At 63.3% G+C, this 18012-nt stretch carries 16 protein-coding genes; 8 read left to right on the forward strand and 8 right to left on the reverse strand.

Annotated features, from left to right (window positions below; all coding sequences use genetic code 11):
• Positions 1-15: 15 nt before the first annotated feature.
• Both IVB54_RS35265 and IVB54_RS35270 read right to left on the reverse strand, forming a co-directional pair.
• Positions 16-1032, reverse strand: coding sequence for an alpha/beta fold hydrolase (locus IVB54_RS35265; RefSeq protein WP_018459446.1), 1017 nt, complete (start codon positions 1030-1032; stop codon positions 16-18).
• Positions 1033-1186: 154 nt separating this feature from the next.
• Positions 1187-1990: an MBL fold metallo-hydrolase gene (locus IVB54_RS35270; RefSeq protein WP_247776951.1), complete on the reverse strand. Its 804-nt coding sequence runs from the start codon at positions 1988-1990 to the stop codon at positions 1187-1189.
• A gap of 190 nt (positions 1991-2180) precedes the next feature.
• On the opposite strand from IVB54_RS35270, the gene IVB54_RS35275 reads away from it, so the two are divergent.
• The gene (locus tag IVB54_RS35275) at positions 2181-3383 is read left to right on the forward strand and encodes an MFS transporter (RefSeq protein ID WP_247776952.1); all 1203 of its coding nucleotides are present in this window, start codon (positions 2181-2183) and stop codon (positions 3381-3383) included.
• Positions 3384-3393: 10 nt separating this feature from the next.
• On the opposite strand, the gene IVB54_RS35280 is transcribed toward IVB54_RS35275, so the two are convergent.
• A complete protein-coding gene (locus IVB54_RS35280) occupies positions 3394-5007 on the reverse strand; it encodes an acyl-CoA synthetase (RefSeq protein WP_018459443.1) in 1614 nt (537 codons plus the stop codon).
• A gap of 213 nt (positions 5008-5220) precedes the next feature.
• On the opposite strand from IVB54_RS35280, the gene IVB54_RS35285 reads away from it, so the two are divergent.
• The gene (locus IVB54_RS35285; protein WP_026233812.1) at positions 5221-6423 is read left to right on the forward strand and encodes an ABC transporter substrate-binding protein; all 1203 of its coding nucleotides are present in this window, start codon (positions 5221-5223) and stop codon (positions 6421-6423) included.
• 49 nt (positions 6424-6472) lie between these two features.
• Here the strand turns inward: IVB54_RS35285 and IVB54_RS35290 are convergent, their stop codons facing one another.
• The 3 genes from IVB54_RS35290 to IVB54_RS35300 all read right to left on the reverse strand — a co-directional run bounded on the left by IVB54_RS35290 (position 6473) and on the right by IVB54_RS35300 (position 11594).
• Positions 6473-6961 carry a DUF2059 domain-containing protein gene (locus tag IVB54_RS35290; RefSeq protein WP_026233811.1) on the reverse strand — a complete coding sequence of 163 codons (489 nt, stop codon included), beginning with the start codon at positions 6959-6961 and terminating at the stop codon, positions 6473-6475.
• A 46-nt stretch (positions 6962-7007) separates the two neighbouring features.
• On the reverse strand, positions 7008-8225 hold the full coding sequence (locus IVB54_RS35295) for an OpgC domain-containing protein (RefSeq protein ID WP_026233810.1): 1218 nt from the start codon (positions 8223-8225) through the stop codon (positions 7008-7010).
• A gap of 312 nt (positions 8226-8537) precedes the next feature.
• Positions 8538-11594, reverse strand: coding sequence for an adenylate/guanylate cyclase domain-containing protein (locus IVB54_RS35300; protein ID WP_247776953.1), 3057 nt, complete (start codon positions 11592-11594; stop codon positions 8538-8540).
• Positions 11595-11857: 263 nt separating this feature from the next.
• Here IVB54_RS35300 and IVB54_RS35305 point away from each other — a divergent pair, with 263 nt between their 5' ends.
• Complete coding sequence (locus tag IVB54_RS35305; protein WP_018459438.1) at positions 11858-12349, forward strand: hypothetical protein; 492 nt, start codon at positions 11858-11860, stop codon at positions 12347-12349.
• A gap of 149 nt (positions 12350-12498) precedes the next feature.
• Here IVB54_RS35305 and IVB54_RS35310 read toward each other — a convergent pair whose 3' ends face one another.
• Complete coding sequence (locus IVB54_RS35310) at positions 12499-13398, reverse strand: alpha/beta hydrolase (protein WP_018459437.1); 900 nt, start codon at positions 13396-13398, stop codon at positions 12499-12501.
• A gap of 281 nt (positions 13399-13679) precedes the next feature.
• Positions 13680-14432, reverse strand: a complete 753-nt coding sequence (locus tag IVB54_RS35315; protein ID WP_026233808.1) for a glucose 1-dehydrogenase — start codon at positions 14430-14432, stop codon at positions 13680-13682.
• 93 nt (positions 14433-14525) lie between these two features.
• Here IVB54_RS35315 and IVB54_RS35320 point away from each other — a divergent pair, with 93 nt between their 5' ends.
• The 5 genes from IVB54_RS35320 (at position 14526) to IVB54_RS35340 (ending at position 17921) form a co-directional block, all read left to right on the forward strand.
• Positions 14526-14837, forward strand: a complete 312-nt coding sequence (locus tag IVB54_RS35320) for a helix-turn-helix domain-containing protein (RefSeq protein ID WP_026233807.1) — start codon at positions 14526-14528, stop codon at positions 14835-14837.
• Between the two features lie 454 nt (positions 14838-15291).
• Positions 15292-15450, forward strand: coding sequence for a hypothetical protein (locus IVB54_RS35325; protein ID WP_157643104.1), 159 nt, complete (start codon positions 15292-15294; stop codon positions 15448-15450).
• A 39-nt stretch (positions 15451-15489) separates the two neighbouring features.
• A complete protein-coding gene (locus tag IVB54_RS35330) occupies positions 15490-15912 on the forward strand; it encodes a transposase (RefSeq protein ID WP_247383198.1) in 423 nt (140 codons plus the stop codon).
• Complete coding sequence (gene tnpB / locus IVB54_RS35335) at positions 15909-16262, forward strand: IS66 family insertion sequence element accessory protein TnpB (RefSeq protein WP_247383196.1); 354 nt, start codon at positions 15909-15911, stop codon at positions 16260-16262. The genes IVB54_RS35330 and tnpB overlap by 4 nt, the downstream gene beginning before the upstream one ends.
• Positions 16263-16331: 69 nt before the next feature.
• Positions 16332-17921 carry an IS66 family transposase gene (locus IVB54_RS35340; RefSeq protein WP_247776553.1) on the forward strand — a complete coding sequence of 530 codons (1590 nt, stop codon included), beginning with the start codon at positions 16332-16334 and terminating at the stop codon, positions 17919-17921.
• Positions 17922-18012: the final 91 nt, after the last annotated feature.

Here is an 18012-nt window from a genome sequence, read left to right on the forward strand (position 1 = left end):
GATCGGATGCCTGCCCTACTTGCCGAGAAGCTCCGCGATCTCGGCCTTGATGAAGGCCCGATCGCGCGGATTGTTGATGGGGTTGCCGGCGCGATGGCCGTGCAGCGACGGGATCGGATGCAGCACCGCAGAGCGCGCATTGACCAGCCGGCCGAGTTCGTCCTCGTTGTCGCGGACGTCGAAATAGCGGTCGGTCGCACCGGGCATCAGCAGCATGTGGGCCGTGATCGCACCGAGCGCGCGATCGAAATCGCCGTTGAATGTGGCGCAGCGACTGATATCTCCGTTCTGCCAGATCCCGATCTGAGCCAGGAGATCGTTGGCATCGCGCCGGGCAAACGCCGCGTCCCATGTGCGGACGAGATAGTCGTCCAACGAGGTGAAGCCTGCTTCGCGCCAGATCTCGTCGCGATAGAAACCGTGCGACATCGCCCAACCCGCGTAGACTCGCCCCATGGCGCGATAGCCTGCGACGGGCTTCTCGGCGAAGCGGCCGTCACGGAAGGCGGGATCGGCGGTCAGCGCGGCCTTCACACTTTCCAGGAAGACGTAATTATAGGGCGCACAACGGGCACTGCCGCAGACGACGGCCGCCCGTTCGACCATATCGGGATGCAGCGCCGCCCAGTGATAGGCCTGCATGCCGCCCATCGACCAGCCATAGACCAAGGCTAGCTTCGAGATGCCGAACCGCTCGGTGAGCAGCCGATGCTGGACCGCGATGGCATCGTGATAGCTCACGATCGGGAACGGCGCGGCGGTATTCGACGGCGAGGACGACAGGCCGTTGCCGAACAGGTTCGGAATCACGATGAAGTAGCGCGTGGGGTCGAGCACGCCGTCGGGGCCGATCAGCCACTCGGTGTCGGTGTGCTGCGCGCTGAACGAGGTCGGATAGAGAATGACATTGTCCTTGTCCGGACCGAGCGTGCCGTAGGTCTTGTAGGCGAGCTTGAGCGAAGGGACGACGGCCCCGGACCGGAGCGTGACGTCGCCGGCCTCGAAGATCTCGTAGTCGCGCCCTGCCGTCATGGACCGAACTCCCGCTCACGCGGCGAGCGCGCCGCGGAAACAGCGATGCATCGATCATGCCGGTCCCGCAGACGCATCGTCGCGTAACGCTTAATAACTGTACTTATAGTCCATTTATTGTGGATCAGCAAGATAAATCCCGTCGCGAGCCGGCTCAGGCGATGGCGGCCAGGTAGCGCGCGACAGAGGCCGCGAAGGCGGCCTTGGCGCCTGCGGCGATGTTGCGGTCCCACCAGGCGCCGTAGATGCGATCGAAGGCCAGCGGCTCGACGGCAGCCGCAATCCGTCGCACTGCGGCGGCATTGAGTGGCATGTAGTTCGGATATGAGTACATGAAGCTGACGAAGCGGCGATCCATCGTGACCTGCGCGATATCGCCGGTGAGCAGCGCGCCCCTGCCGTCCGCACCCCTCGCATGGTGCAGCATGGTGGCGCCGGCGAAGTGACCACCGGTGCGCAGGAGCAGCACATCGTCGGAGATGCGAAGGTTTTCGCCGGTCCAGTGCACGATCGACGCATGCGGACGCGTCACCCATTGGCGATCATCGGCGTGCAAATAGACCGGCACCCCGCCGAACGCCTCGCTCCAGTCGGCGAGCGCGCCATAGTAATGCGGATGCGAGATCGCGATCGCCTTCAACCCGCCGAGCGACCGCATATGCGCGATCGCCTCCGGCGTCGCCAGCGGTACGCAGTCCCACATCAGCCAGCCGTCCGCGAGCGGCACCAGCAGCGCCCGCTGGCCGATCGCAAAACTTGGCTCGAGCGCGATGCCGGTCAAGCCGAGATCGTCGCGCCAGGCCAGGCAGTGACGTTCCGAGAGCGCCTCGCGCGTGAGGAAAGTCTGGCCCTTCCAACCGACGTATTGCCGCTCGTCCTCGCAAATCTGACAGGCCGCGGGCGGATTTTCGCCATCCGGGAATTGCGCGCCGCAGGTTTCGCAGGTCCAGAGAGGCATGCCGTACTCCCAACAGAGACAATCCAACGTCAATAAGGAATTGCTGGCCGTAACTGCAAGGCCCGCCTCCGGGCAAGGGCTGGAACCAACCCGATCAGCACTCGTTAATGCCTCGTCCGCGCCAGAACGATTGGCTGAAAGGATTATGTCCCACCCGCCGTATTCCGGCTGAGACGACGTTTTGGTATCGATGACATCGCGGTCCCCCTCCTCGTCTCGTATCTGGCCCCTGTTCGCTCTCAACTTCTTCATGGCCGACATGCAGTCGGGCATCGGCCCTTTCGTCGGCGTCTTCCTCCAGGAGCGCGGCTGGGCGAGCGGGTTGATCGGTACCGCGATGACGATCGGCAATGTCGCGGGCATGCTGATCACCACGCCGATCGGCGGCTTCATCGACGCCAGCCGCAACAAGCGCATGTGGGTCGTGATTCCCGGCATCTGCGTGGTGCTCGCCTCCGCGATCATCCTGATCTCGCAAAATTTCTGGGCGGTGACGTTCTCGCAGATCGCACAATCGCTGGCGAGCGCCGCGATCGTGCCCGCGGTCACCGGCATCACGCTCGGCATCGCCAAGCAGAAGGGCTTCAACGCGCTCAACGGCCGCAACCAGGCCTTCAACCACGCCGGCAACATGGTCGGCGCCGCGCTGTCGGGCTATCTCGGTTACAAGTTCGGCTATGTCTCGGTGTTCGTGCTGGCGGCGGTGTTCGGCGCCATCGCGATCGCCTGTGTGATGATGATTCCGGCCAAGACGATCGATGATCGCGCCGCGCGCGGCAGCAAGGAGGACGATCCCGACAGCGCGCCGGACGCGTTCACGATGCTGCTCAAGCACCGCGCGCTGCTGGTGCTGGCACTGGCGCTCGCGCTGTTTCATCTCGGCAATGCCGCCATCGTTCCGCTCTATGGCCTGGCGGCGGTCGCCGAGGGCCAGGCCAACGGCCCGAGCTTCGTCGCGACCATCGTGGTGATCGCACAAGGCGTCATGGTCATCACGTCGCTGATCGCAATGAAGGCGGCGAGCAAGCGCAACTACTGGCCCATCATTCTTGTCTCCTTCATGTTCCTGCCCATCCGCGGCGTGCTCGCCTTCTTCGTCACGGGATGGTGGGGCGTCGTACCGATGCAGGTGCTCGACGGCCTGGGCACCGGACTCCAGACGGTTGCCGTCCCCGGCATGGTCGCGCGCTCGCTCAACGGCACCGGCCGCATCAATCTCGGCCAGGGTGCCGTGATCACCGTGCAGGGTGTCGGCGCGAGCCTCAGCCCCGCGCTTGGCGGCTGGATCGCGCAATGGATCGGCTACGGCCCGACATTCCTGCTGCTCGGCGGTTTCGGCCTCGCGTCCATGGCGCTGTGGTTCGCGTTCGGCGCCCACGTGAAGAAGTATTGAGGCGCGAGCTTCACGTGCCAAAATTCTTCTGGATCGCCTTGTCGAGCGTCTCGCCGCCGACGAAGCGCTGGCGTAGCTCGCGCTTGAGCAGCTTGCCGCTCGGGTTCTTGGGCAGGGCATCGACGAAGATGACGCGCTTGGGCACCTTGAAATGCGCCATCTGGCCGGCGCAATGCTTGATGACGGACTCCTCGTCGAGCTTCTCCCCGCTCTTGACCACGACGATCGCAGTCACTGCCTCGATCCAGCGCGGATCGGGCAGGCCTACCACAGCAACCTCCGACACGGCAGGGATGCGGTAGACCATCTCCTCGACCTCGCGGCTCGCGACGTTCTCGCCACCGGTCTTGATCATGTCCTTGACGCGATCGACCACGGTGATGTGGCCCTCGTCATCGACGGTGGCGAGATCGCCGGAGTGAAACCAGCCGCCGGAGAACGCCGCCGCCGTCTTGACCGGATCGTTGTAATAGCCGGAGAGCAGATGCGGCGAGCGGTGCACGATCTCGCCGACTTCGCCGACCTTCACATCCTCCATCGAAGTGTTGACCACGCGGGTCTCGACATTGAGCACGGGCTTGCCCGCCGAGCCGGCCTTGCGCAGTTGGTCCGCAGGACCCAGCACGGTCGCGAGCGGCGCGATCTCGGTCTGGCCGTAGAAATTCCAGAACTTCACGCTGGGCAGGCGGCGCTGGAGCTCGAGCAGCACCTCCACCGGCATGATCGAGGCGCCGTAATAGCCCTTCTGCAAGGTCGACAAATCCGTCTTGTCGAAATTGGGCGAGCGCAGCATCGCGATCCAGATCGTCGGCGGCGCAAAGAACGATGTGATCCTGTGCGCCTGGATCAATGTCAGAATATTGTCGGCCGCAGGCTTGCCCGTGATCACACCGGAGGCGCCGAGATAGATTTGCGGCCCCAGGAACACGTCGAGCTGCGCGCAGTGATAGAGCGGAAGCGCGTGCAGGAATTTGTCGTCCACGCTCATGCCGCCGTCGATGATGCAGCTGACATACTGCCACATCACCGCGTCATGGGTCAGCATCGCGCCTTTGGGCAGCGACTCCGTGCCGCTGGTATAGACGATCTGCGCGAGATCGCGGCTGTCGACGGACGCATCGAGATACGAGCCGTCGGAGCTGAGGAGATCGTCGAAGGTGGTGAGGCTAGCGGGCGCGGTGGCGGGATCCTCACCCGGCAGCCAGATCATCTTCTCGACCGCGCAATCCCTGGCGCTGGCCGCGCGCGCGGGCTCGACGAAATCAGGGCCGGCCGCGAGCAGCTTTGCGCCGGAGCTCTTCAGGATGAAATTGATCTCGTCCGGATTGAGCATGAAGTTGATCGGCACCAGCACCGCACCGATCCGGGCCACCGCGAACCGGAGCGCCGCAAAGGCATGCGAATTGCGCGAGAGCACGGCGAGGCGGTCCCCCTTTTTCACGCCGAGGCCAACCAGGCCACGGCCGAGCCGATTGCAGATCGCGTCCATCTCGGCAAAAGTCCAGCTCACATTGCCGCAGCTCACCCCGAGCTTGCCCGGATCGCGACCCGCCGCACGGCGCAGGAGGTCGCCGATGGAATGCTCGCGGGCCTTCGAGATGGTCGCTGCGGTGTCGCCGGTCATTTCCGTTCCCCTGAATTTTCTCATTGCGTGAGTGCCGCCCTGAGCACAGGTCAGGCCATTGCATTCACGCGCGTCTTGTTCTTTGCAAAAGCGTAGTCGGGGCAACCGGCCGCGTCAAATCAGCCAGCGAGCGCGGCGCCGTTACGCAAGAGTTGACGCTTGAGGGAGGCAAATCTAGCCTCGTGCGCCAACGATAGAGTTTGGGGAAATGCCATGTGCCGGATTATGCGTGCCGCCCTAGCGGCCGGATTGACTGCGTTTGTGATCAGCCCGTCTCTCGCCCAGCAGGCGCCGCTCAAGATCGGCGTGCTCTCCGACTTCTCCTCGGTCTATTCCGACATCGGAGGCCAGGGGAATGTCGAGGCCACCAAAATGGCGATCGAGGATTTCGGCGGGCAGATGTTCGGCAAGCCGATCGACATGGTCAGCGCCGACGTGCTGAACAAGCCCGATGTCGCCTCCACCATCGCGCGAAAGTGGTGGGAGACCGAGGGCGTCGACATGATCATCGACCTGCCGACCTCGGCCACTGCGCTTGCAGTGATGGAGCTGTCGAAGCAGTATGAGAAGATCATGATCGTGACGGATGCGGCAAGCTCCGACATTACCGGAAAGTCCTGCTCGCCCTACACCGCGCACTGGACCTACGACACCTACGCCAACGCGCACACGGTCGGCAGCGCCATCGTCAAGAACGGCGGCGATAGCTGGTTCTTCCTCACGGCGGACTACGTGTTCGGTCATTCAGTCGAGCGCGACACCTCCGACGTGGTGAAGGCGGCCGGCGGAAAGGTGCTCGGCAGCGTCAAGCATCCGCTCAACACCGCGGACTTCTCCTCATTCCTGCTGCAGGCCCAGGCCTCGAAGTCCAAGATCATCGGGCTGGCGAACGGCGGTGGCGACACCATCAATGCGATCAAGCAGGCCGGTGAGTTCGGCATCGTCGCCGGCGGCCAGAACCTGGCTGCGATCGTGATGTTCATCTCCGACGTGCACAGCTTAGGGCTGAAGCTCGCGCAGGGACTGATCATCACCGAGGCCTATTACTGGGACCTCAACGAGAAGACCCGCGCTTTCGGCAAGCGTTTCATGGAGCGCGTCAAGCGCATGCCGACGATGAACCAGGCGGCGACCTACAGCGCGACGCTGCACTACCTGAAGGCGGTGCAGGCCGCTGGCACAAAGGACACCAAGACCGTGATGGCCAAGATGCGCGAGCTGCCGGTGAAGGATGCCTTCACCGACAACGGCAGCTTACGCGAAGACGGCCGCATGGTGCACAGCATGTATCTGTTCCAGGTGAAGAAGCCCGAGGAGTCCAAAGGCCCGTGGGACTATTACAAGCTGCTCGCCGAAGTCCCTGCCGACCAGGCCTTCCGGCCCCTGAAGGACGGCGGCTGCCCTCTTGTGAAGTGAGCCAACAGGACGGACAAGGCGCAGGTTCGCTAGCGCTGTCGGTACAGGCTCAGAGCTTGTGCCCCTTCTGTCGCAGCGCCTCGATGAGGCGCTGCTTCAACTCGTCGGCCGTCTTCTGACCGACGTCCTGACCGATCTGCGCGCTGGCCTGCGCCAGCGCATCCGACTTCTCCAGAAGCTTCTTCCCGGCTGGCTGGACATAGAAAGCCTCGATCTGGCGCAGCTCGTCAATGCTGAAGCTCTGCGCATAGAGAGCGGCGACCTGGTCGATCATTGAGGTGAGGGCCGGGGTGTAGATCTCGGAGCCGGGTGCCGTCACCGCGTCATAATCGCGCTCGATCTCCGGCCTGTCCTGCGCGACCCAGGGCCTCAGCTTGAGCAGGAGCTGCGGCAACAGCGCGCGATACTGATCCGCGATCTTCAAGGTGACCACGAGCTTGCGCGCCGCGCTCATCGCCTCCGGCGAGGGCGCTTGCGCCGATGCACCCGAGATCAGGAGCAGGAGTGTGCCGGCGATCGTCAACACAAGTCTGGACATAAACCCCTCCGTTGGATCTCTCCGCGAAAATGCAGGCCGGCGATACTCAACGACCCGCGGGCGCCACGGCAGACCTGTCCGCAGGCGCGCTTTCCAGGACGGTGTCGGCCTCCTCGATCTCCGTCACCTTCACGAACAGGTTCGGCACCCGTTCGGTCCGGTCGAGCAGCCAGGCGGCTGCGATCATGATGACGATGCCGACGACGGAGACCGCGAGCTGCTCCCAGACGCCCTTGGTGTATTGCGTCAGGATCCAGTGCGCCGAGAACGACAGGAAGACGCCAAGGCAGAAGATCGGCAGCGAATGCTGGCCGCAGAGGATCACAGGGCGCAGCCAGGCCCCGTGCAGGGTCCGCCATTTGCGCGAGATGAGGTGAGTCACCCAGATCGCCAGCGCCAGGAAATGCGTGAAGCGCAGCATGTCGAGGTCGGTCTTGTCGATCGGGTAGATCGCCTTGATCATCCATTTCGGGGTCAGGGCATCGAGCGCGGGGACGTGCCAGGTCATCACGATCAGCAGCGCGAAGGCGAGCCAGGCCGCGGCCAGCGCCATCGCCGCCCTGGACCACACCCATCTCGCGATCTTGTCGATCTGGCCGATGCCGCACCAGGCTGCGAACACGAACATCAGCTGCCAGCAGAACGGGTTGAAGTACCAGTGCGTGCCGGGCGGATAGGAGGCGACGTTCCAGTCGAACCAGCGCGCCAGCACGTAGAGCACCACGGATGCGGCGAGCGTCAGGTTCGGCCGGCGCACCAGGCACCACACGATGAAAGGCGAGGCGAAAACGAGCGTGATGTAGAGCGGCAGCACGTCGAGATTGACCGGCTTGTACTTCAGGAGGATCGCCTGCCCGATCAGCTCGTCCGGATGCGACAGGAAATTGAACACGTTGAACTCGTGCTCGTACATCGGATTGTCGAAGCGGCGCGCGGTGCGGGCGATCTGCGCCGTGAACAGCAGGAACAGCATGATGTGGGCGACGTACATCTCGACCGCGCGCCGCCACAGCCGCTTCAGCGCGGCGAGAAACCAGCCGCCAGCGACGATCGGCCCGTAGATCCAGCCGACTAGATAACCGGAGATGAAGACGAAGAATTCGGCGGCGTCGCTGAAGCCGTAATTGCGCAAGGTCAGCCAAGCCACGACGTCGTGCGGAATGTGGTCGAGGAAGATCATCCACAGACCGATGCCGCGGAAGAGATCGAGTCGCAAATCCCGCTCGACCGGCGCGAGCAGCGCTGACTGGTCCCGTGTGATCATGGCCCCGCCTCGTTCGGTGGGCGTCGCGCCGTCGCGGCGCCGCAAAATCGGATGCTAAAAAATTGAAATCAAAAGTCGCCTGGCCGTGTGGCCAGGGCCGACGGTAGCCGACCTTGCTGCGCGCGCAAGGGCATAGTCATCGGAGCGGGCGGCACAAGCGTGCCGTCCTCCGCGCTGCACCATGAAGGGCCCTTCAAGATAAAGGGCGAAAACAACCCCATGCACAGTAGCTAACTCCTTGCGGCGCCTGCTTAATTTATTTGACGCGTCGGGCAGATTTCGGCCCCGATAGCGGCCCGGCCGCCGCTGCCGTCAGCTGAGCTCGTCACCCGTCGCCTGCATCTCGTTGAGCATCGCCTCGGCCTTGTGGCGCAGCGGCAGCGCGCCGCTCTCGGCGGCGATCGCGATGGTCGCGCGCAGGGCGCTCAGGATCGCCGCCCTGGCCTCCGGATCCGACGGCGGCGTCACCACGGCCTCGCCGAACAGCGCCTCCGCCTCCAGGCCGGAGAACCCCTGTTGCCGCGCGGTGTTGCGCGCTTCGCGCAGCATGTTCTGCGCGGCCTGGACGTCGCCGAGACGGTGGGTGGCGAGCGCCAGGTAGATCGAGCTGCGAAGCACCGCCGAGGTATAGCCGACCGCCTTCGCTTCCTCACGCGCTTCCGTCAGCATGCCGCGCGCCCGGTCAAACAGCCCCTGCTCCAGATAGGCCATGCCGAGATGGCAGGCGAGCACCGGCACGAACAGCCGGATGCCGTGCTTCTGCGCCAGGACAAAACCATTCTCGAGAATGGCCGCGGCCGCCGCCGGCTCGCCGCGGCCGAGCATCAGCCAGCCGCCGCTATAGGCCGCGGCGACGCGGTCGTAGGGGCGGCCGGTCTCCTCCGCGATCGCTGCGGCTTGCTGCTGGAGCTGCTCGGCGGCATCGATCTGGCCCATCACCGTGTGAGTGACGCTGTTCATCATGCAGCAAAGCAGGAGCAAAGATCGTGGGGTCGTGCCGATCGGAGCACTCGCGGTCAGACCCGCAAGGTGGACGCGGGCGGTGGCCAGCATCTTCTCGGCGCGATCGTAGCGGCCGGAAAGAAAATAGGCCTGCCCGAGACTGTATTGCGCGAGATTACGCCAAGCGGGATTTCCCGAGCTTTCCGCCAGATGCACCACATCTTCCCCGATCGTGACAGCTTCAACCGGCGTTCCATAGAAATTCTGGGCACCCGCTCTCATGGTCATGGCCGCGACCTTGCGTTCAATATCGCCAATCGCATCGGCTCGCCGTTCGGCCTCGCTCCCCAAATCCAGGGCTTCGGCGACACGCCCCGACCCGGCAAAGGCCAATCGCGCCTCCATCCGCAGGTCGATGGCGTCCGTTTCGCGCGCGTGCGTCACCGGGATCTTGTCGAGAGAACCCATCGCGATCTCGAAATAATCGACCGCTTCGGCAAAGGCCGAGCGCACCAGACATTTTCGAGCCGCGCTCCTGCCATGCTGAAAAGCCTTCCGCCAATCCTTCGCTCGGGTCGCGTGATAGCAGAGCGTATCCGGACCGTCGGTCCACGCCTCGTCGGTCTCGAGAGCCGCCAGAATGCTGGCATGGATGCTTTCCCGCACCTTCTCGACCATCGAATCGTAGGTCACCTGCTTGACCATCTCGTGCCGGAACTCGAGCGAATCCTCCAACTCACTGTCGATCCTGACGAGCAACTCGGCCCGGTCGAGCGCGGTGAGGCAATCCTGCAGGACGTCTTCCGGCACGGCCGCTACTCTTCGCAGTGTGGCCTGGTCGGCCCGGGGTCCAAGCGCCGCGGCGATCTGGAGAAGCGATCGTTCCTGTCGTGACACACGATCCAGCCGCGCCGCGATCACACCCTGAATGCTGCTGGGGATGCCGAGTTCGTCCACAGGACGCGCAAGGGAAAGGTCGCCCCACTGGCCAAGAAGCATGCCGCTGTCCTTCAAACTGCGGCAGACCTCCTCAATGAACAGCGGAACGTTGGCCGTATGAGAGATGATCCGATTCTTCAGGTCTTCGTTGGTCGTGGCGGGACCAAGCATGTCCGCGAGCATGGCCAGCCCCGAATTGTCATCGAGAGGCCGCATCGCCACGATTTCCGCGCGGCAGCTCGCGATCCACACCGGCATTCCATTGGGCCGCGTCGTCAGCAGCACAAGCAAATCAGGGCATTGCAGCCCCGAAAGGGTCGCGACGACCGCATCGCTGGCCCGATCCATCCAGTGCAGGTCCTCAATCAAAAGGATCGTACGCTGACGACGGGCGACGCTCTCGATGATCGCACAGCTTGCGTCTGAAATCGCACGACCGCGCGCGTGAGGCTCCAATTCATCCCATTGCGGATCGGAAACCGGCAAATCCAGGATCGCGTCGAGAGCCCGCTGTTGCACCACCGGCAATTCGTCTCTGGGATCATCCGTCTTGGTCTGATCTCTTGCTGACGTATCGAGGATCGAGAGCAACAGGCGCTTGAGCGCGCTGTACGGCGCACCCTGGAGATTTGGGCTGCACTCGACATCGATCAGCCGCCAGCCGCCAGCCCGGAGGTCCTGCGCGAATTCATGCGCAAGCCGAGACTTGCCAATGCCGGCGTCACCCATCAGCAGAACCGTCTGCCGGCCGGCAGCAACCCTATCCGCAGCGCGCCACAACAACGCCCGCTCCGTCGTGCGGTCGACGAATCTGGAAACGCTCCGCGCACGTCGGACCCGCCAGCTCGACAGATCACTCGCACCCATCACCCGGTAGACAGGCAGGGGCTCGCCGAAACCACGGAGCGCCTTGCGGCCAAGGAATTCAAAGCGGACGTGTCCGTCCGCCAGCTCCTGGCAGGCTTCGGAGACATAGATCTGGTTCGCCTCGGCTGCCGTCTCCAGCCGAGCCGCGAGGTGCTGGGCTGCGCCGCCGATCTCGTAGACCTTGGAAAATTCGCTCGCGACCATGTAGGCCACCACATGACCCGAGTGCAGGCCGACCCGGACTTGAAGTCCTGGATCGCCCAGACTGCCAACACGCCGGACCAGCTCGATGGCCGCGTGGCAGGCTAAGGGCGCGTGGTTGTCGTCGGCGATCGGGGCGCCGAAGACGGCGGCCAACCCGTCACCCAACTCCTTGCTGACGATGCCGCCGAACTGGCGCACCGCGCCTCTCATCGCCGCAAGAGCAGGCTCGAGGCGCGACACCGCCGCCTCCGGCTCCAGTTCGGCAACAAGACCTGTGGAATCGACGACGTCGGCACGCAGAATCGTCACAAAGCGTCGTTCGCTGTCGGGGTCGACGGGCTGGCGCACCGCCGCTCCGCATTTGGAGCACCAGCGGTCGCCCGGACCAATCGCCGACTGACAAGCGAAGCAATGCATTCCAGCGCCTTCAACCACTGCCTCGGCAGCCTCACCCCAATCCCCGCGAGGCGTTCGACCCAACAATACCTATAGGAAAGTGCATGGCAATTGGGCTTGCGACATAGGCGACGTTACGGGATGGAGGCTCTCTGGACGAAATACATTCCTGAGTGGTAGCGTTGAGGGCGCACAACAAACAGCGTGATCGGCCGTAGCGTGACGCGTATTTTCGGCCACCGCACCAGAGATTTTGACAAACAGACATATGAAGGAAAGAGGCGATGGCCGGACTGGTATATAGCGGCAAGGCATTTCGAGACTTGATGAATAGCAATTACTATCCTTTGGCGAACATGAAGAAGAGCGTCGCGAAGCTCAAGGAGTCCGAGGACATCGACCTGCCGACCTTGGAATACGGCCAGTACCATTTGATTCTGAACCCGGCATCGAACTGGCCGCAGGGCAGCGCCAAGTACTGGCACAAGGAAAAGGGCCGGGCCCGCGTCGACCTCAGCACCCAGCCGAACACAGTCCCCCTGTCCAGGGATGAGCCGGGCGTCATTCCGCTGACGCGATGCGATCTGCTCGATGCCTGCGTCCGGAAATGCTTCAACTCCGAGCCGCCAATCCCGATGAAGACGAAGATCATCACCCACGAAGCCAGCGACGCTTTCGCGCACCGGCACGAGATCCGGCTGGAGTGGGACTACAAGAAGGGCTCGGACAAGCCGACGCTGCTCAATCTGACGATGGTCTGTCCGCACAGATCCTGACGCATTCTGTAGTACGCAAGACGCATCACGCCCGCGCGACTGGCGCGGGCGTAATGTTTGCTTCCGATCGCCGTTCGCCCCAAGGGGGCAGCCCTCGCGCTTGCCAAGACCGTGCTGTCGAAGGAAGCAGCACTGCCAAGACGCTGGTCCTATCCACCGCCTCCAAAAAACCGGTTCAGCTCGTACGCAGTCTGCTGCGGAAGCTCCTCCGGGAAGAAGTGCCCGCCATCAAGCGGCTTTCCGTCGATGTCATCTGCCCACGCCCGCCAGAGCCCCAAGGGGCCGCCCTCGCTCGCATACCACGCGTTGAGGGGGCCGCGACCGCTCCAGAGCACGAGCACAGGGCAGTCAATTCGGCGGCCGGAACGACGGTCCGCCACATCGTGCGCGTGATCGAGTGTCGCGGCCGCACGATATTCCTCGCAGATCGCGTGAACATGCGCCTCATCGCTCAACGCGTCGATATAGGCTGCTCGCACCGCCGGACTGAAGCTGCCGGCCGAAGACCCCCAGCCATGCAGCGCATTGTCGATGATGGCGTCGGGGGCTGCCGACAATAACCGCTCGGGAAGAGGTTCAGGCTGCGCAAGCAACGACCACGGCCAATAGCCGACCGTCAGGTTCTTGTCGGCGCGCTCCCAGGCGTCGGCAATAGGAACGACATCCAGGACGGCAAGCCGCTGCACGCGTTCGCGGTGATCAAGCGCGAGCCGAAAGGCGACACGGCCGCCACGATCATGGCCCGCGACCGAGAAACGGTCGAAGCCGAGTTTCGTCATGACGGACACCATGTCGTTTGCCATTGCTCGTTTTGCATATGGCGCATGGTCCGGACTGGAGGGAGGACAATCGCTCCGGCCATATCCGCGAAGATCGGCGCAGACCACGGTGAAGTTTTGCGCGAGCAACGGCGCAACGTCTCGCCACATCAGATGCGTCTGCGGAAATCCGTGCAACAGGAGAACGGCCGGCCCCGAACCGGCCCGACGGATGAAGATCCGGGCCTCGTCCGCCTGAACATCGGCGGCGTCGAAATCCTCGAACTGCATTGGCCCTCTCCTTCCGAACGACGGCAAGCCAACAAGCGAGCACCGGACGGGCCCGGTGTCCTCGTGTTGACGCCCGGCGCCATCCTGGGTTCCTTACCGGATGGCATGCTCTGGGCTGATCGCGCTTACGCTTGGCAGCTCCACCGACGGCGACGGGACGCGCTTCGGCATGGTCCGAACGAACCCAAGCTCAGCCAAGCAGGACATGCATGATCGAGGACGCCCCAAAACAAAAAATGGCGCGCGCAAGGCGTGCCATTTCCTTCTGTAAACCAACAAATTCAGCGAAGGCCGCCGGCGACGTGAAGCGTCTCGCCCGTGACGTAGGATGCGTCGTCCGAAGCGAAGAAGGCCACCGCGGCAGCGATCTCCTCGACCTTGCCGACTCGGCCAAGCGGAGTGGTGGATTCGATCCAGTTTCGCATGTCGCCCTCGTGCAGGCCGGCGGACACGACCCCCTCGGTGACGATCATGCCGGGATTGACGGCGTTGACGCGGATCTTGCGCGGCGCCAGTTCCTTGGCCAGCACGGCGGAGATCGCATCCACCGATGCTTTGGTGGCGGAGTAGACGGCGCCGTTCGGCGGCGCGAGAGTCGACGCCGCGGAGCTGATGTTGATGATGCTTCCGCCATTGGCGTTGAAGTGCCGCGCCGCCTCTCCTGAGACCAGGAGGAGGCCCAGCACATTGAGATCGAACTGCTTGTGGAAATGCTCCGGCGTGATGGCCTCGAGCGGCGCGAACTCGTAAACGCCCGCGTTGTTGACGAGGATGTCGATCGCACCGAGCGCCTTCACGGTTTCCGCGACTACACTTTTCACGTCCTTGGCATCGGCCAGATTGCCGTGGACCGCGACGGCTTTGCCACCCTTGGCGACAATGGCGGCGACGACGCGGTCGGCGGCCTGCTTGCTGGAGCTGTAGTTGACGGCGACCGCCGCGCCCTCGGCCGCGAGCCGCGCGGCGATTTCGGCACCGATGCCTTTGGATGCGCCGGTCACGAGCGCAACTTTTCCTTCGAGTCTCTTGGTCATCACATTCTCCATCATCCGGCGCGACGCCGATATTCAATAGTTCAATATTAGTGAACTATTGAATGAGTTCAAGGGAGGTGCTATATTTTGTGCATGGTGCAGTTCGTTCACCCATCGCGGAGCGAGATTTCACTGGCTGGGGTGCTGGGAGCGCTCGCGGACCCTATGCGGCTGCGGATCGTCAAAAGCCTGGCCGCACAGAGTGATTGCATGTCGTGCACCGAGGCGGCGCCCTGCCCTGACATGGCGAAGTCGACTCTGTCGAACCATTTTCGCATCCTGCGCGAGGCCGGCCTGATCCGGACCTCAAAGCAAGGCGTCCAGCACCGCAATGTCCTACGCGAGGAGGACATCAATGCGCGGTTTCCGAAGCTGCTGAAAATGATCCTTAGCTATCCGGAGTGAGCCGTTCCCCACTCTTGCGCAAGGTGCGACCGACGTTTCCACCGGAGCGCGGCCAAAACAAAAATGGCCCGCGTGAAGCGGGCCATTTTCGGATCGGGACCGGTAAGGTCCGAACTTGGTTGCGGGGAGGCGCAACACCCGATCGCTGCGAAATGGGGCCCAAAATGCGAACGGCGCCCCTTCGGGAGCGCCGTCGCTGGTAGCTCAAGAATCGATGGTTGTAGGGGCTCGCCGTACTCATTTCTTGCGATTGATCGAGCACGAAATCCCGAAGCTTGTCGCATGAATTCCGAGGACCCGCTGATTAAGAGACAGCGCCGGGTTGAGAAAAAATCAATGACTTAGCGGTCGCACCCCTGGACTTATCCGACCGAAAATGGGCATTCGTCGCACGATTATAGCGCTTCGTTCGCGCCGCGTATTAGTCTCGCTATCCAAACGGGAGTGCGGCTTCATGGACCGTGACCAAGGCGCCTCGCGTCGCGAGGACAGCCGTGTTGAAAGTCGGGGTTCGAGTCAGGGGGCCGTTTTGATGATCCCCCCGGAAAAGGCGGTGCGATTCGAGATCATTCGTAAGCGCGAAGCCGATACCCTTGCTTCAGAATTCGAATGAACGTGCGAAAGAAGCCTCCGGCTTGGACGGAGGTTTGGGATGGGATTGGACAGCAAAAAGGACGTCCATTTGGACGGCTCAACGAGGGGGTCGGTGAGCCGGCTGGAGGTTCTTGAAGGACCATCGGGGCGCCGCGTACGTTCGGAAGCCGAGAGAGCTCGGATCGTCGCCGAGAGTCTGTTACCCGGTGCCCAGGTGTCCGAGGTGGCGCGCAAGCACGGAGCGACGCGCTGGCAGATCTACGATTGGCGGCGGCGGTTTCGACAGCGAGGCATGTTGCCGCCGCGCGAGGCATCGCAGCCGACATTCGCGCCGCTGGTCGTGGAAGGTGCGTTGGAGGAGCGTCAGGTTCCGGCGATCAAGCTCGAGATCGCGATCGGCGATGTCGTGCTGCGGACGGACACAGCCATAGATGGCGAGCAGCTGTCCCGTGTGATCCGCGCGATGCGAGCGTCACGATGATCGCGGCCGGTGCCGATCTGAAGATTTACATCGCGACGCGGCCGATCGACTTCCGCTGTGGCCACGATGGGCTTGCGGCGAAGGTGCAGGAGATGCTTCGTCTCGACCCGTTCAGCGGCGCAGCCTTCGTGTTCCGATCGAAACGAGCGGACCGGATCAAGATTTTGGTCTGGGATCGAACGGGTCTGGTGTTGGTGCACAAGCGTCTTGAAGGTTGCAAGTTCGTTTGGCCAACGATCGCAGACGGCGTGATGCGAATGTCGCCCGCGATGTTCGCTGCCTTGTTCGAAGGGCTGGATTGGAGGTTGGTCCGCCCGGAAGAAGCGCGGCGTCCCCAGGCGGCTGGATAACTGCGGCAGAATGACTCGGAAGCTATTTTGAATGTGGCACGCGCGGCGGCGATGTGCTCGAAATAGCGCATGAGCATCGCGGCGCTGCGCGACGAAAATGAACAATTGAAAGCGCTTTTGGCGCAAACGCAGGCGGCCTTGAGCGAACATCAGGCGGCGCTGGCGACGTCGGAAGAGGCGCGGCGTCGGTTGGAGGTCATTCTCGGCGAATTGCGACGCGAGAAGTTCGGCGCGACGTCCGAGAAGCTGCGGCCAGATCAGTATCACTTGCCGCTGGAAGACGTGGAGATCGCGCAAGGCATCCTGGACGCGGCGCAGGAGAGAGCCGAGGCTGTGATCAAGGGCCGATCGCGGAGCGCGCCGGATCAAGGTTCTCATCGCAATCGCGGCTGCCTGCCTGCCCATTTGCCGCGGGTGGAACGGATCATCGAGCCTGCGAGTACGCTTTGCCCGTGCGGTTGCGGCGCCATGACGAAGATCGGCGAGGACGTCAGCCAGCGCCTCGACGTGATCCCGGCGCAATGGCGCGTGCTGATCACACGCCGCCCAAAATACATCTGTCGCCGCTGCTCCGGCCCCGTCGTGCAGGCGCACGCACCGGAGCACGTCGTGCCCGGCGGGCTGCCGACCGAAGCGGCCATCGCGCATGTGATCGTCTCCAAATTTGGCGACCATACGCCATTTTACCGTCAGGCCGAGATCTATGCGCGCCAGGGCATCCGACTTGATCGGGCGACACTGGGCAACTGGTCCGGCCGCGCCTGCTTCCATCTTCAGCCCATCGCCGACCACATGCGCCACCACCTGGCCATGGCGGATCGGCTGTTCATGGACGAGACCAAGGCGCCGGTACTCGATCCCGGGCGCGGCCAAACGAAGAAAGGCTACTTCTGGGCGATTGCCTCAGACGACCGCGGCCACAGCGGCCCAAGTCCGCCGATCGTGCTGTTCCGATATGCCCCCAGTCGCAGCGGTGCCTTCGCTGAGCAGTTCCTGGATGGCTTTGGCGGACGCTTCCTGCAATGCGATGCCTATGACGGTTATGATCGACTGACCGAAGTCGCTCGACTGCAAGGGCCTTGGACGCTCGTGCATTGCTGGAGCCACTTGCGCCGACGCTTCGTCAAATTGGCCCGCAATAGCAAATCGCCGATCGCCGAGGCCGCCATTCGGCACATCGCACAGCTTTACGCCATTGAAGCCATGGTGCGCGGTGCATCGCCGGACATCCGGCTCGCCGCACGAAAGGAGCATTCGTTGGCTCTCGTCGCCGCTTTGAAAATGTGGTTCGAGAAGCAGCTGTCGATGATCTCCAGCGGTTCGACGCTCGCCGAGGACATCCGCTACGCGCTCAATCACTGGCAAGGTCTGACCCGCTTCCTCGAAGACGGGCGCCTCGAGCTCGACACGAACCCTGTCGAGAACGCCATCCGGCCAGTCTGCCTGACCAGAAAAAATGCGCTCTTCGCCGGTCATGAGGTCGGAGCCGAAAACTGGGCCTTGCTCGCCTCGATCGTCGCCACCTGCAAGCTCAACGACGTCAACCCGGCCGCCTACATCGCCGAAACACTCGAGACGATCATCGACGGCCATCCCCATAGCCGCATCGAAGACCTCATGCCGTGGCGATTCCGCAAAACGTCAAGCCAGCCTCAATAGGGTTGCGGCTAAGCGCTTACGATCGTTCGGATGGCCGCCTAAGTCCACTTAAATCCCGTCGCGCGTCATCTTTGGCCGTCCGCCGCTAGCT

Source organism: Bradyrhizobium sp. CW1, assembly GCF_023100665.1.
Classification (GTDB): Bacteria; Pseudomonadota; Alphaproteobacteria; order Rhizobiales; family Xanthobacteraceae; genus Bradyrhizobium; species Bradyrhizobium canariense_D.

Excerpts from the sequence above, each read along its gene's own strand:
- IVB54_RS35275 (WP_247776952.1), top strand. The coding sequence starts at position 2,181 with ATGACATCGCGGTCCCCCTCCTCGTCTCGTATCTGGCCCCTGTTCGCT.
- tnpB (WP_247383196.1), top strand. The coding sequence starts at position 15,909 with ATGATCGCGGCCGGTGCCGATCTGAAGATTTACATCGCGACGCGGCCG.
- IVB54_RS35295 (WP_026233810.1), bottom strand. The coding sequence starts at position 8,225 with ATGATCACACGGGACCAGTCAGCGCTGCTCGCGCCGGTCGAGCGGGAT.
- IVB54_RS35270 (WP_247776951.1), bottom strand. The coding sequence starts at position 1,990 with ATGCCTCTCTGGACCTGCGAAACCTGCGGCGCGCAATTCCCGGATGGC.
- IVB54_RS35315 (WP_026233808.1), bottom strand. The coding sequence starts at position 14,432 with ATGACCAAGAGACTCGAAGGAAAAGTTGCGCTCGTGACCGGCGCATCC.
- IVB54_RS35305 (WP_018459438.1), top strand. The coding sequence starts at position 11,858 with ATGGCCGGACTGGTATATAGCGGCAAGGCATTTCGAGACTTGATGAAT.
- IVB54_RS35300 (WP_247776953.1), bottom strand. The coding sequence starts at position 11,594 with ATGCATTGCTTCGCTTGTCAGTCGGCGATTGGTCCGGGCGACCGCTGG.
- IVB54_RS35340 (WP_247776553.1), top strand. The coding sequence starts at position 16,332 with ATGAGCATCGCGGCGCTGCGCGACGAAAATGAACAATTGAAAGCGCTT.
- IVB54_RS35320 (WP_026233807.1), top strand. The coding sequence starts at position 14,526 with ATGGTGCAGTTCGTTCACCCATCGCGGAGCGAGATTTCACTGGCTGGG.
- IVB54_RS35310 (WP_018459437.1), bottom strand. The coding sequence starts at position 13,398 with ATGCAGTTCGAGGATTTCGACGCCGCCGATGTTCAGGCGGACGAGGCC.
- IVB54_RS35280 (WP_018459443.1), bottom strand. The coding sequence starts at position 5,007 with ATGACCGGCGACACCGCAGCGACCATCTCGAAGGCCCGCGAGCATTCC.
- IVB54_RS35290 (WP_026233811.1), bottom strand. The coding sequence starts at position 6,961 with ATGTCCAGACTTGTGTTGACGATCGCCGGCACACTCCTGCTCCTGATC.
- IVB54_RS35330 (WP_247383198.1), top strand. The coding sequence starts at position 15,490 with ATGGGATTGGACAGCAAAAAGGACGTCCATTTGGACGGCTCAACGAGG.
- IVB54_RS35265 (WP_018459446.1), bottom strand. The coding sequence starts at position 1,032 with ATGACGGCAGGGCGCGACTACGAGATCTTCGAGGCCGGCGACGTCACG.
- IVB54_RS35325 (WP_157643104.1), top strand. The coding sequence starts at position 15,292 with ATGGACCGTGACCAAGGCGCCTCGCGTCGCGAGGACAGCCGTGTTGAA.
- IVB54_RS35285 (WP_026233812.1), top strand. The coding sequence starts at position 5,221 with ATGTGCCGGATTATGCGTGCCGCCCTAGCGGCCGGATTGACTGCGTTT.